Origin of the sequence: uncultured Mucilaginibacter sp. (assembly GCF_913773635.1) — a bacterium.
Taxonomy (GTDB): Bacteria; Bacteroidota; Bacteroidia; order Sphingobacteriales; family Sphingobacteriaceae; genus Mucilaginibacter.
The window spans coordinates 23964-38393 of record NZ_CAJYGQ010000003.1; the positions used below are offsets into that span (position 1 = coordinate 23964).

The 14430-nt window shown below is 41.5% G+C and carries 11 protein-coding genes; 3 read left to right on the plus strand and 8 right to left on the minus strand.

Going from position 1 to position 14430, the window contains the following annotated elements:
• Positions 1–4: 4 nt before the first annotated feature.
• The 8 genes from QZ407_RS01485 to QZ407_RS01520 all read right to left on the minus strand — a co-directional run bounded on the left by QZ407_RS01485 (position 5) and on the right by QZ407_RS01520 (position 10664).
• Positions 5–2479, minus strand: coding sequence for a TonB-dependent receptor (locus QZ407_RS01485; RefSeq protein ID WP_295767290.1), 2475 nt, complete (start codon positions 2477–2479; stop codon positions 5–7).
• Between the two features lie 107 nt (positions 2480–2586).
• On the minus strand, positions 2587–3522 hold the full coding sequence (locus QZ407_RS01490) for a hydrogen peroxide-inducible genes activator (protein WP_295767291.1): 936 nt from the start codon (positions 3520–3522) through the stop codon (positions 2587–2589).
• A gap of 127 nt (positions 3523–3649) precedes the next feature.
• Complete coding sequence (locus QZ407_RS01495) at positions 3650–4912, minus strand: glucose-1-phosphate adenylyltransferase (RefSeq protein WP_295767292.1); 1263 nt, start codon at positions 4910–4912, stop codon at positions 3650–3652.
• Positions 4909–6336, minus strand: coding sequence for a glycogen/starch synthase (locus tag QZ407_RS01500; protein ID WP_295767293.1), 1428 nt, complete (start codon positions 6334–6336; stop codon positions 4909–4911). The genes QZ407_RS01495 and QZ407_RS01500 overlap by 4 nt, the downstream gene beginning before the upstream one ends.
• 238 nt (positions 6337–6574) lie before the next feature.
• Positions 6575–9385: a DNA polymerase I gene (gene polA / locus QZ407_RS01505; RefSeq protein ID WP_295767294.1), complete on the minus strand. Its 2811-nt coding sequence runs from the start codon at positions 9383–9385 to the stop codon at positions 6575–6577.
• A 152-nt stretch (positions 9386–9537) separates the two neighbouring features.
• Positions 9538–10119, minus strand: coding sequence for a DNA-3-methyladenine glycosylase I (locus tag QZ407_RS01510; RefSeq protein WP_295767295.1), 582 nt, complete (start codon positions 10117–10119; stop codon positions 9538–9540).
• A gap of 87 nt (positions 10120–10206) precedes the next feature.
• Positions 10207–10428 (minus strand): hypothetical protein, encoded by a 222-nt coding sequence (locus tag QZ407_RS01515; RefSeq protein WP_295767296.1) that lies wholly within the window; start codon positions 10426–10428, stop codon positions 10207–10209.
• Positions 10429–10439: 11 nt separating this feature from the next.
• Positions 10440–10664: a hypothetical protein gene (locus tag QZ407_RS01520; protein WP_295767297.1), complete on the minus strand. Its 225-nt coding sequence runs from the start codon at positions 10662–10664 to the stop codon at positions 10440–10442.
• A gap of 132 nt (positions 10665–10796) precedes the next feature.
• Between QZ407_RS01520 and QZ407_RS01525 the strand changes: the two genes are divergently transcribed.
• From QZ407_RS01525 to nusA, 3 genes are all read left to right on the plus strand, one after another.
• Complete coding sequence (locus QZ407_RS01525) at positions 10797–12497, plus strand: glycosyltransferase family 39 protein (protein ID WP_295767298.1); 1701 nt, start codon at positions 10797–10799, stop codon at positions 12495–12497.
• A 196-nt stretch (positions 12498–12693) separates the two neighbouring features.
• Positions 12694–13161: a ribosome assembly cofactor RimP gene (rimP, locus tag QZ407_RS01530; RefSeq protein WP_295767299.1), complete on the plus strand. Its 468-nt coding sequence runs from the start codon at positions 12694–12696 to the stop codon at positions 13159–13161.
• A gap of 1 nt (position 13162) precedes the next feature.
• A complete protein-coding gene (gene nusA / locus QZ407_RS01535) occupies positions 13163–14398 on the plus strand; it encodes a transcription termination factor NusA (RefSeq protein WP_295767300.1) in 1236 nt (411 codons plus the stop codon).
• Positions 14399–14430 lie beyond the last annotated feature (32 nt).

Below are 14430 nucleotides of genomic sequence, written 5' to 3' on the forward strand. Positions count from 1 at the left end.
TAAATTAAAACTTGTACGACGCACTCAATACCAATTGACGTAAATCTTGCGGATTGATAGTAGTGTAACCTGTATAGTAACGTTTGTTACCTATGTTATTTGCAGTTAAACCCAAACGGTATTTAGCACGGTCGTAAAATATGTTTGCATTCAGTACAGTGTATGACGGTAATGAGAAAGTGCCTGAAAATTCGCTGTTGATAATCTTGTTTTCGCTTGCGTAATTGCCACCGAAGCCTATACCTAGCCCTTTCACAGCCGTTTGAGGCAAGCGGTAGCTTACATAAAAGTTACCCAGGTAAGGTGAGCCGGCAGTGTTTGGGCGAAAACCCACATCGGCTGCTGCTTTGGTTATTTTTGAATTGTTGTAAGCAAAGCCTGCTACTACGCTTAAGCCGGTAACTGGGCTGGCTACAAACTCAGCCTCAAAGCCTTCAGATTTTTGTGTGCCATCCTGTACCGAAGGGTTCGGTACTGTTGAGGTTGGTGGTAAACTGCGTAGCATGTTGGTTAGCTTTATATTATAGTAACTTACACTACCATTTAATTTACCATTAAACAAAGCCACTTTTACACCACCCTCAATTTGGTTGGCATTTTGTGGTTTTGGGTTAACAAGTGTGCCGGTAATATCCTGAAAAGGCTGAGGGTTGATAAAGCCGTTTTGGTAGTTCGCAAATATTGAGAGCTGCTCTTTAATAGCTTGGTATACCAAACCAAACTTAGGCGAAAATACGGTTTGTTTAAATGGTGCAGCTGTTTGGGTATTTGCAAGGCTGTAGCTTCCACCGTTTTCAAAACGGTCAATACGTACACCTGCCGATGCCAGTAACTGCTCGGTAATGTTGAATACGTCAGAAACGTAGGCGCTGTAAGTGCTTGTTTTGTATATGTACGGGAATGTGTTGGCATCAGTAAAAACAGACGGTATTTGCTTGAGTTGCGCCTCCCTGTTAAAGCTGCCATAATTAAATGTTGAGCTGTTTATTGGTGCGTAGCCATAATCGGACCCGTAATATCTTTGATTGGAGTTTACATGCTGGTAATCAAGACCAACTACAAAGCGGTTGCGGAACTGGCCAATGTTAAAATCGCCATTGAAGTTTTGTTGTACCTGTATAGCAGTAAAGTTGCTGTTTGAAGTTGATTGATCTCTTACCGAAATAAAGTTGTTATTGCCGGGTGGGTTAGGCAGCGTAGTGCCATCTATAGCAGTTTCATCAGTAACCAGGTAAAAGTAAGGGCTTGCGCCGTTAGAGAAACTATTTGCCGAAGTAAATATAGTTTGCGATGTAATTTTATCGCTTATTTTAAAGTTGGCCTGTACAAAGTTGTTAATGCTGCGTGAACGCTGACTAATATCATCATTTACATAAGCCTGGTTGTAATCAATGTTAAGGTCGCTCACTTTGCTTACACCTAACTGGTTAGGCGTATTCAGGAAAAAGAAGAATGGACGCATTGATGAGCTGCGGCCAAAAAATATTTCTGACTCAACCAAAAATGAAAGTTTATCATTTGCTTTGATTGACAAACTTGGAGCTAAGGTAAAAGTATTGTTCTTACCATAGTTTTGAAAACTGTTGCGCTTGTTAAACGCAGCATTAAGGCGAAACAATACATCTTTGCTTTCAGTAACCGGCGTGTTAATATCAATTGATGTGCGAACAAGGCCCAGTTTATTAAAATCGAAGCCGCCTACACTTTGAGTTATTTCGCCGCCAAAGGTTTCAAATGGCTTTTTGGTAACACGGTTAACCAAACCGCCAAAAGACGGTAGCGTACTGCCGTATAACGTACCCGAAGGGCCTTTAATTACCTCAACTTTTTCAGTATTAGCAGCATCAACCGTGTTGGTTACCAAACCTGCAACGCCGTTGCGCAAGCTGCTTTGTACAACAAAGCCTCTTAAAGTAAAGTAAGAGCCGCCATCGCCGCCACGGCCGGTTGCATCCCACAGCTTTTGTATGCCTGATGCATTTCTTAACGCGTCATCAATTGAAAACACTTGCTGCTCTTTAATCAGTTCGGTAGTTATGGTTGAATAAGTTTGCGAGTTTTCAAGTGCGGTTAATGGAATTTTAGCGGCATCAACGCTTGATTTACGTGTAAAACGAGCTTTGTTGCCTGTTACATTTACCTCTGATAACTGCGACATGCTGGTGTTTATATTTAAAGTGCCTACAGTGACGGTTTGATTAGCTACAACCGTTACCGTTGTTTCGGTAGGCTGCACGCCAACCGATGATATTACAAGGGTATAATTGCCTGCTGGCGCTCTGAATGTATAATCACCATTTTCATTAGTCATGGTACCATGCTTGGTGCCTTTTAAGCCTACAGTAACATAATCAGCAGGTTTATTGTCAGATGTAAGCACTTTACCTTTTACAGTTCCCCGGTTTTGTTGGGCAAATGCGCCGGCAGCGCTAAAGGTTATAATGCAGATTGATAGGATGAAGTGGTAAAGTTTGTTCATTTATTTGGACTTAGTATAAATAACGCCCCAAAAGTATGATTATCTTACCTAAATCAAAAGTTATTTTTAATTATTCTAAATAAGGGTATTGCAAGTTGAGATTGTCTTTAAAAGTCCATCACCTCTTTCTTCTTTTTGGTCTTGAGCTTTTTTGGAATGAAATGAAGGATCTCATTTTTTAATGCTTCGATAAGTCGCCGCTTAATAAAGTTACGTTGTATAACTATGCTTACCTCCCTTGCCGGTTCAGGCGATTTGAAGTAACGTATCCTGTCCAGCTGCTTATCGCTCAGATCATCAAGCGCCAGCTCAGGCAAAATGGTGGCACCATTGTTTTGATCAACCATGCGTTTAAGCGTATCAACGCTGCCTGTATTGTACTCAAAGTGCTGAAATCCTTTGGTTGATTTTCGGCGCTGGCATATGTTAAGCACCTGTTCGCGCATGCAATGTCCTTCATCAAGTACCCAAAGTTCTTCAACGTCTATATCATCGGGTGTGATGGTTTTCTTTTTATAAAGCTTACTTGATTTTGATGCGTAGGCCACAAAGTTCTCATAAAAAACAGGTATCTCACTCAGCCCGGGCTCATGCAGCGGGGTTGATAAAATGCCGCAATCAATGGTGCCAAGTTTTAGTTGCTGTATTATATTTTCGGTGTTTTGTTCCCACACAACCAGTTTTACCTGCGGGTGCTGGTCAACAAAGCGTGCAATTATCCTTGGAAGCAGGTAGGGCGCAATAGTTGGTATAATTCCCACCTTTAACTCGCCTGAAAGCTCTTTTTGACGATCAGATATAATCTCTTTTATCTTATAGCTTTCTGCCAGCATAAGCCTAGCCTGTGCAATAATTTCGGTACCTACCTCAGTTGGAGCAATTGGCTGCCTTGTGCGGTCAAATATTTTAACGCCTAAAATATCTTCTAACTTTTGTACTTGCATACTTAGTGTAGGTTGCGTTACAAAGCATTTTTCGGCCGCAAGCACAAAGCTTTTGTAAGTGTCAACAGCTACAATATATTCAAGTTGGGTGATGGTCATATAACAGAGATATTTAGATATAGTGCAAAGCTATAGGCAAATATAAGTTATATCAATAAAAGCTATTGCCTTCGAGCCAACAAAAAAAGGCCCGTGTATCCGGGCCTTTCAACAATTTTAGGTGAAATTATATCACGGTTCCGTGCGGAATTATTGCGCGTTTTTTTACAACTACAATGCCGCCCTGTACGGTGTAAGCACCATAGTCGCCGTCTTCAAGTTTTTCTCCGCAGTTGATACAAACATCGTTTCCGATGAAAGCATTTTTATCGATGATTGCATTCTTTATTTTGCATCGGTCGCCAATACCCATTATTGGTGTGTTATCAGCTTTTGATTGCTCAATTTGTTCCAGAGTTTGATAATTATCACCACCCATTATATAACAGTTCTCTATTTCAGTATTAGCACCTATGCGGGTACGTATACCAATTATTGAACGCTTTATAAGTTTTGCATTGATGATACAGCCGTCTGATATAATGGAGCACTCCAACAAGGTGCCTGACACTTTTGAGGGTGGCAACATGCGTGCCCTGGTGAATATATGCTTTTTATCGAACAGGTTAAATGCAGGAATATCATCCGTAAGGCCAAGGTTAGCCTCAAAGAATGATGGTATGGTACCAATATCTTCCCAGTAACCTTCGTATTGATAGCTTACCACGCGGTTGGTTTGTATTGATTGCGGAATAATTTCTTTACCAAAATCAGGATGGTCATTGCCTTGCAGCAAATCATACAAAGTTTGACGGTTGAAAATGTATATACCCATTGAAGCCAGGTAAAAGCGGCCTTTGGCAGCCATCTCTTCACTAACCTCAGAAGCCCAGCTTTCAAAACCGCTTTTAGGTTTCTCAATAAAGTCGGTAATCAGGCTCTCTTCATTGGTTTTTAAAATACCAAAGCTGGGTACATCATTAGCATGTACCGGAATGGTAGCTATTGAAATTTCGGCGTTACTTTTAATGTGCTCTTCAACCATGTGCTTAAAATCAAGCTGGTAAAGCTGGTCGCCTGATAATATAAGCACATACTCAAACTCATGTACCGATAGGTGGTGTAAGCTCTGGCGTACCGCATCGGCAGTGCCCTGAAACCATCCTACGTTTGATGGTGTTTGCTCGGCAGCCAGTATATCAACAAAAGAATCGCTGAAGCTGCTGAAATGATAGGTGTTTTTTATGTGCTTATTTAACGAGGCCGAATTGAATTGCGTAAGTACAAAAATACGCTCGAAGCCTGAATGCAAGCAGTTTGAAATAGGAATATCAACTAAACGATATTTACCCGCAACAGGCACTGCGGGCTTTGAACGGGTTGCTGTAAGCGGGTATAACCGTGTTCCCTGGCCACCGCCAAGTACAATGCTTATTACTTTAGAATTCATATAATTGATGTTAAGCTTTCATATAACATTATGTACTCTTTGGCCGACTTGGTCCACGAGAAATCGAGCGCCATCATACGTTTACGTAACAAATCAAGTTGCTCGGTGTTCTCATAAAGTGTAACAGCCCGGTCAATAGAATAACAAATATCGTTTACACTGCTGTTGTTAAAGCAGATACCGTATCCATCGGCGTCGCCAAAATCAATTACGGTATCAATTAAGCCTCCGGTACGGCGTACTATGGGCAGCGTTCCGTAACGTAAGGAGTATAATTGATTTAACCCGCATGGTTCCACGCGCGATGGCATTAGTAAAAAGTCTGAACCGGCATAAATCTGATGCGCGAGTTCTTCGTTGTAACCTATATAGGTTTTATAATTATCAGGATAAATTTCATTGAGCTTTGTAAGTGCAGTCTCGGTTTCTTTATCACCTGCACCAAGCATGATGATATTTACCTTGCCGGCATGCTTTTGCAAACTGCGCGAAAATGCTTCGGGTAATAAATCGGCACCCTTTTCACCAACTAACCTGCCAATAAAAGCAATTAAAGGTTGATCGGCCGAGAGGCCAAAGCGTTCGCAAAGAACTTTTTTATTGGCCAGTTTACCACTTTCGGGTTTCTTAGCGTCAATTTTGGCCTTAATCATCGGGTCTGTGAATGGATTCCAAACCTCCGTATCTATACCATTTATAATGCCTTTACCTTTTGCATGTTCAAGCCAAAATAAATACTCCAGGCCGTTTGAGCTATGGGTAAGCTCTTCTAAATAACTTGGCGAAACTGCAGTATACTTGTCAACGCATTTAATAGCACAGGCCAGTGGGTTTATAGCTCCTTGCCAGTCTAACAAACCGGCAAAGTTCATGTCAACTTCAGGTAGGTAATCAAACTTATCATAGTTAAAGGCTCCATGATACTGTCCGTTATGGATGGTGAATACCGTCTTTGTTTTAGCGTATTTTTTACTGTACAAGGCCGAGTGCTTCATCAGAAACGGAATTAACCCAACATGATGATCATGGCAATGAATAACATCAGGCCGTTGTTGCGACCAGTTTATCCAATCTAAAAAAGCAAGTTGAAAGATAATGAACTGTTCACGTTCATCAGGGTACATGTATACTTCCTGGCGGTCTAACAGGCCGGGTACATATATGAGGTATAGTTCAAAGCCAAGCGTATCAGCCCGTTCTTTCCATATCTCAAACTCATAGCGTTTTTTACCCAGCAGTGTCGACGCTTCAAAAACTACATCAAATTCGTTTTCTTGTACAAATTTGCGGTTATAAAAAGGTAATACAACAGCGGCCTGCAAACCAGCCTCGGTTTGGTATTTGGGTAAGGCGCCAACCACATCGGCAAGGCCGCCAACTTTGGCCACCGGGTAACATTCGGCGGCAAGGTGATAAACTCTCATTTTACAGGTAATGTTGGCTCCAATGTAAGCAAAAGTTTACTTACAAAATTACAACCTGTAAGTATAAAATGTGTTTGCAGTTGCTGTTAATTAATATGAAAAAAGTGCAATAAAAAGTGAAAGTTACACAGGGATATGTTTTTGTAACTGCTTATTCACTATAAAAGCAAACTACGTATAAGTAATAACGACGTTATAAGTAGTTTGCTTAAAATAATGATTGAAAAGAATGTGTTTATTAATGCGCTTCAAGCCAGTTTGTACCTATGCCCATTTCTACCATAATTGGCACTTCGGTTTTAATGGCGGTTTTCATATGGTGAGCAATTATAGGTTTTACAATTTCTATTTCATGTTTAGGAATATCAAATACTAACTCGTCATGCACCTGCATGGTCATGCGTGTTGCCAGGTTTTGCGCTTTAAATTCCTGATGAATATTAATCATGGCAATCTTAATCATATCTGCCGCCGAACCTTGTATTGGAGCGTTAATCGCATTTCGTTCGGCAAAGCCACGTACGGTAGCATTGGCCGAATTAATATCACGCAGGTAACGGCGCCGACCCATAAGCGTTTTTACATAGCCGTTTTCACGGGCAAAATTCATGGTATCGCTCATGTAATTTTTAATGCCGGCAAACTGAACAAAGTACTGTTCAATGATATCGCTTGCCTCTTTACGCGGAATACCCAGACTTTGCGACAAGCCAAAGGCCGATTGCCCATAAATAATACCAAAGTTCACCGCCTTTGCATTGCGGCGCTGCTCACTGGTTACTTGCTCTAACGTTACACCATACACGTTTGCTGCGGTTGCCGTGTGAATGTCCAGATTTTTGGCAAAAGCATCGAGCATGTTAGGGTCTTTGCTTATTTCAGCAATAATGCGCAGTTCAATCTGTGAATAATCCGCAGAAAGTAACACATGATTTTCATCGCGCGGAATAAATGCCTTGCGCACCTCACGGCCACGCTCAGTACGTATAGGGATATTTTGCAGGTTAGGGTTTTGCGAACTTAAACGCCCGGTTGCCGCCACGGCCTGGTTGTATGAAGTGTGTATGCGGCCGGTTTTCGAATTAATCATTAGCGGCAGCGCATCAACGTAGGTTGATTTTAATTTAAGCAACTGGCGAAAATCCAATATATCGCGCACAATATCACTTTTGGTAGCCAAGGCAAGCAATACATCCTCGCCCGTTTGGTATTGGCCGGTTTTGGTTTTCTTTGCTTTAGGATCAAGCATCAGTTTTTCAAACAATACCTCACCCAACTGTTTAGGCGATGATATGTTGAACCTTACCCCTGCCTTTTCGTAAACAGTTTGCTCAAGGCGGCTTAAGTCTGTGGTAAGCTCTTTTGAAAACTCACTAAGTGTTTGCTCATCAACCTTTACGCCTTCAAACTCAACATCGCTCAATACATATATTAACGGATGCTCAATTTTATTTAGCAAATCCTCTGCTTCTACCTGTTTTAGTTTAGGCTCAAAAACCTGTTTTAATTGCAGGGTAACGTCGGCATCTTCTCCGGCATATTCCTTTACCTTTTCTACAGGTACATCACGCATGGTTAGCTGGTTTTTACCTTTAGCACCAATAAGTTCTGTAATGGATACTGTTTTGTAGCCCAGGTAATTTTCGGCCAGTATATCCATATTGTGGCGGGTATCAGGGTCTAGTACGTAATGCGCCAAAAGGGTATCAAACAGCTGGCCTTTTACTTCAATGCCGTACCATTTGAGTACCAGTATATCATACTTAACGTTTTGCCCTACCTTATTAATGGCCTCGTTTTCGAGCACGGGTTTAAATTCGTGTGCAATAACCCGGGCCTCCTCAAAACTTGCCGGAAGCGGAATGTACCAAGCCTCGCCTGGCTTAATGGCAAATGATAAACCTACCAGTTCGCAGTTGTTGGCATCAAGTCCTGTGGTTTCGGTGTCAAAAGTAATTTCAGCCTCTTTAAGCAGGTTGACAATTAATTCTGCACGCTCTTCTGCAGTAGTTACCAAATGGTAATTGTGCTCAACGTTGTTAATGTTTTTGGCAGCAATTTGCACCTCGGGCTCCGATATGTCTTTTAACTCAACGGTAAGCGTACGGCCCGCACCGGGGGCAGGATCACCAAATAAGTCTTGCTGGCCACCAACTGCTTTAATTTCGGTAATGCTAAAGTCGTCGCCAAATACCCGGCGGCCAAGCGTTCTGAATTCCAGTTCGGCAAACAAGGGCTCTAAAAGCTCCCTGCTTGGGTTGCAAATTTCCAAACCTTGCTCATCCAAATCAACCGGCACATTTAATAATATGGTAGCCAGTTTTTTTGAAAGCAAACCTTGCTCTGCAAAGTTCTCAACGTTTTCGCGCATTTTGCCTTTAAGCTCATGGCTGTGGGCAATAATATTTTCCATTGAACCATACTGCTTAATGAGTGCCTTGGCGGTTTTTTCGCCAATGCCGGGTATGCCGGGTATATTATCTACAGCATCGCCCCATAAACCCAGTATGTCAATCACCTGGCAAACGTCATCAACCTCCCACTTTTTCTTTACTTCTTCCACGCCCAGTATTTCCATATCGTTACCCATGCGGGCAGGTTTGTAAATGAAAATGTTGGGTGATACTAGCTGGGCAAAATCTTTATCGGGCGTCATGCAGTACACCTGGTAGCCTTGTTGTTCAGCTTTTTTTGCCAGCGTGCCTATAATATCATCGGCTTCATAGCCGTCTGATGTAATAACCGGTATGTTAAAACCTAAAATAAGCTTAATTACATAAGGCATAGCGGCTGAAAGATCCTCGGGCATGGCCTCACGATGACCCTTGTAGTCGGCAAAGTCGTTATGGCGTTCTGTTGGCGCGTCGGTATCAAATACTACTGCCATGTGGGTAGGTTTTTCCTTTTTTAACACATCAAGCAGCGTGTTGGTAAAGCCCATTACTGCCGATGTATTTAAGCCGCCTGATGTAAAGCGCGGGTTTTTACTCAACGCAAAATGCGCCCGGTACATCAGGGCCATACCATCTAAAAGGAATAACTTCTTCATAATCAGAATTTACAGAATTTAAGAATTGCCAGAATTAAAATAGCATCCTAACGCCACAAAAATAAGATTTCCTATCGATGGCTTGGTATAAACAAATAACAACCAGAATTATTCTGTAAATTCTATAATTCAGAAATTCTGATTCGGACAATTTATTTAAAAGCACAATCCACTACATGATCGTTCACCATGCCTACTGCCTGCATATAGGCATAGCATATAGTAGTGCCGAAAAATTTAAACCCCCGCTTTTTCATGTCTTTGGCAATGGCATCAGATATGGGTGTGCTTACCGGGATTGTGCCGGGTTGGTTATTAATAGGTTTGCCATCAGGCATAAAGCTGTACAGGTATTTGTTAAATGATCCAAACTCCTTTTGTATAGCTATAAAGAGTTGGGCGTTGCTAATGGTGGTGGTTATTTTTAAACGGTTGCGTATAATGCCTTCATCCTGCATTAAGCGCTCTACATCATGGGCAGTCATGGCGGCTACCTTTGTTACATTGAAGTTTGCAAATGCCTTACGATAGTTTTCGCGGCGGCGAAGGATAGTAATCCAGCTTAAACCTGCCTGTGCCGATTCAAGCACAAGGAACTCAAAAAGCACATCATCATCGTGTACGGTTTTGCCCCATTCTTCATCATGATATTTTGTGTAAAGAGGATCGGTGCCACACCAGGAGCATCTTTTAAGGTTGTCGGTTGTAGGTTTAGTTGATTTTTTAACAGCCATTAGTGGTGATTTATTAATGGCAAATTGCTAAAAATTTTATCAAATGCAAAAAGAGCAACCTTTGAATAAGATTGCTCTGTAATATACTTATTGTAACTCCTCATCCGGTAAATGATCATCATCTTCCGGAGTCAGTTCGCGTTCGTCATCATTTGTTCGGAGTTGATGCAAGTCTTCTTCGTCCTGCATTTCGTCGTCAAACGCTTCATCGTCGTCATCGGCCATGTCTTCTTCGCGAGGGCTTAAAGTTTCTAAACCCAAAATGGATTGCTGATGCAGGCCGTTGATGTAAAATAATAGAAGCTGCATGGTTTTTAGTTTTACGGTCTGCCTGTTGGTGTAGCGTTACCTTCTGCCTGGCTCGAATCCATGGTGGTTGAGTCGGTACGGGTTGAATCTAAACCGCCAACGCTGGTAGCGCCTACGTCAGATGTGTTTTCGGTGGTGTCAGAGCTGCCGCCTACCGATTTGTCCTGGCTGTTGCCGCAAGCTGCCAGTGAAAGGGCAATTGCCGTTACGCCTAAAATGTTGCGAATAAGTTTCATAATTTTACTATTAGTTATATAAAGGTAACATTGCGGTTCGGCATATGTTTTTTATAGTTTGTTGTTCAAGTTTGTCTTATATATAAAATCAGTAGTTTTGCCACTAATGTGGTGTTTGTATGCGCCAACATCATGCCCAATATTCAGTTCATGACGCACAATCCTATAAATAATCAAACTTGGTTCTGGCTGTTCTTTTCGCTTTTGGTGGCTTATGTGTTCGGGCTTTTTGTGCCCTTGATGAATGAGGACGCCTCTCATCATGCCAACATTGCCTTACACATGGTTCAGCACCATAACTATGTTGATTTAGTTGATGATATGGGAAAGGATTATTTAGATAAGCCTCACCTGCACTTCTGGCTCGCGGCGTTATCATTCAACATATTTGGTGTAAATACAATAGCTTACAAGATACCGTCTTTACTGGCTACCATTTTAGGATTATTTTCGACATTTAAATTAGGCAGCAGACTTTATAACCGTAATGCGGGGATGCTGGCGGCTATCATTTACGCAAGCGCGCAGGCCCAGTTTTTGGCTAATAATGATGTACGAATGGATGCCTTGCTGGCCGCAGGAATTGCCTTTGCCACATGGCAACTGGTTGAGTCGGCAATTACAGCGCGCTGGTACAATTATGTGCTTGCCGGTTTGGGGCTGGCCATGGCTTTTACAACCAAGGGTATGATTGGGTTTGTTATGCCTTGTATTGCCTTATTTTTCTTTTTACTATATCAGCGTAACTGGCGCGTAATGTTCAGCTGGCGCTGGCTGGCCATATTTGTGTTTTGGGCTATTTTTATTGCCCCATGTGTTTACTGCTACTATTTACAATATGATTTACACCCCGAGAAGGTGGTGCGTGGGATGAAAAACGTGTCGGGTGTTAAGTTTATACTCTGGCAGCAAAACTTTGAGCGCTTAGAAGGCAAAAGCTGGGGCAAAGGAAATAAAGATTATTTTTTCTTCTTTCATACCACTTTATGGGCTTTTCTGCCTTTTTGTTTACTCACCTACATTGCGTTTTTTGACAGGGTTGCCTTCTTTGTAAAAACAAAGTTTCAGTACTTTAAAAACTATGAGCTTTTAACCACAGGAACCATCATTGTAATTTTTGCCATTATATCATCATCAGGCTACCAGTTGCCACACTATTTAAATGTGTTGTTCCCAGTTTTTGCAATTATAACAGCCGGGTTTTTAATGCAGAAGTTTGAGATGCACCAGTTTAAAGCGTTAAGCGCTTTCCTCAAAGTTCAATATCTGGTGATTTTTATAGTGGCTATTTTGTTGATATTACTAAACTTTTGGTGCTTCCCGCTTAACCGGGTTGCAGTAATTGCAACATCACTTATAGTAGTGGCCGCAATGATATATGTATTTGCCAAAGAGCAGGGTGTGCTTGTTAAACTGGTTACATTATCGGTTCTGTTGGCATCGCTAACCAATGTTTTGCTTAACGGGCATGTGTACCAGGAATTGTTGCGCTACCAGGGTGGTATTGGTTTAGCACAGATAGTTAACCGCAATAATATTCCTAAAAGCAAAATATACAACTACATCGATCATAGCTCGGGCTTTAACTTTTACACACGAAACTTAACGCCGTTTATTGAGATTAACGAAATTAAGGCTAAAAGAGCTAATGGCGAACAGGTATGGATTTTTACCTCCAAAGATTATCTTTACTTACTGAAGGATAACCATATTGGTTTTGATTTGGTGTGTTCTGACGCTGATTACGGAATTTCAAGACTTACACCCGCATTTCTCAACCCTCGTACCCGTGCGTCAACCTTCGGAAGAGATTACCTGATTAGGGTGAAATAGGAAACCATTTTATTGAATTTGAACGAAACAGGACTTTTATCAACGGTTACGGACTGTTTGTTTTACTGATTCGATTTTAAACGCTGTCAATATGTGTTTACTACCCTATTGACTTTCAAAATAAAACACTTATATTTGCATATCGGAAGAGGGGACCTTATGTCCCCTCTTTTTATTATCAATCAATTTTTTGCAAATGACTAACGTTGAAAAGAGGGCGGCAGAACTGGTTGAAGAAAAACTGGCCGAGAAGCCCGGGATATTTTTAGTGAGTGTAAAGATGCATAGCAACGGCAAGCTCATTATTTTAATTGATGGCGATAATGGGCTTGGTATTAGTGATTGTGTTGATGTGAGCCGCCATGTAGGGTTTCATCTGGAAGAGGAAAACGTGGTTGAAGACGCTTACAACCTCGAAGTTTCGTCGCCAGGGATTGATACACCGCTTGAACTGCCCAGGCAGTATACAAAAAATATTGGGCGTAGGGTATCAGTCAAAACAACTGACGGAACCAAGCGCGAAGGTAAGTTGCTTGCCTATGCTGATGGTAGCGTAATTATTGAAGAAACCATCAAAGAAAAAGGAAAGAAGGCGGAGCTGGTTGAAAGTGCCATCCCGACTGAGAATATAGCAGAAACTAAAGTTTTAATATCGTTTAAATAACATGAGCAATATTAATTTAATTGACTCTTTTCAGGAGTTCAAGGATTTTAAAAACATTGACCGCCCAACAATGATGAGCGTGCTGGAGGATGTATTCCGCAGCATGATTAGGAAAAAATATGGCACCGACGAAAATTGTGACGTCATTGTAAATACCGATAACGGTGACTTGGAAATTTGGCGCACACGTACCGTAATGGAAGACGGTTTTTCGGAGGATGATGACCTGGAGATTGAGCTTGCTGAAGCACACAAGCATGATCCTGATTTGGAAGTTGGTGATGAATTTATTGAGCAGATTACCTTGGAAAGCTTTGGTCGTCGTGCCATATTAGCTGCCCGTCAAACACTGGTTTCTAAAATTTTAGAGCTTGAAAAAGACGAAATATTTAAGAAGTATAAAGATCGTGTAGGTGAATTGATTACCGGTGAAGTTTACCAGGTTTGGAAAAAAGAAACCCTGGTGCTTGACGATGAGGGTAATGAATTGTTACTCCCAAAAAGCGAGCAGATACCTGCGGATTACTTTAAAAAAGGTGATAGCGTAAAAGCGGTGGTACACAAGGTTGATATGATGAATAGCAACCCTAAAATCATTATTTCGCGTACCGCTCCTGAGTTTTTACAGCGTTTATTTGAGCTGGAAGTGCCAGAAATTTTTGATGGCTTAATTACCATTAAGAAAATTGTACGTGAACCAGGCGAGCGTGCTAAAGTAGCGGTGGAATCATATGATGACCGTATCGACCCTGTAGGTGCCTGTGTAGGTATGAAAGGTTCGCGTATTCATGGTATTGTGCGTGAGTTGAAGAACGAAAACATAGATGTAATAAACTATACCAACAATATTCAGTTATACATTCAGCGTGCATTGTCTCCGGCTAAAATAACCACTATCAAGCTTGATGATGAGCGCAAAACAGCGGCCGTTTATTTAAAGCCTGATCAGGTTTCTTTAGCTATTGGCCGTGGTGGACATAACATTAAACTTGCCGGTAAGTTAACCGGTTATGAGGTTGATGTGTACCGCGAAGCGGATGAAGAAGAGGAAGATGTGGATATAGAAGAGTTTTCGGACGAAATTGACAGCTGGATTATTGACGAGTTCAAGCGTGTTGGTTTAGATACCGCAAAATCAATATTGGCACTGGGTGTGGGCGAATTAGTTAAACGTACCGACCTTGAGGAAGAAACGGTTAAAGAAGTTTTATCAATTCTGCAGGCCGAGTTTGAATAAGCTCCCATATGCCAATAAAAAATAGTAAATTT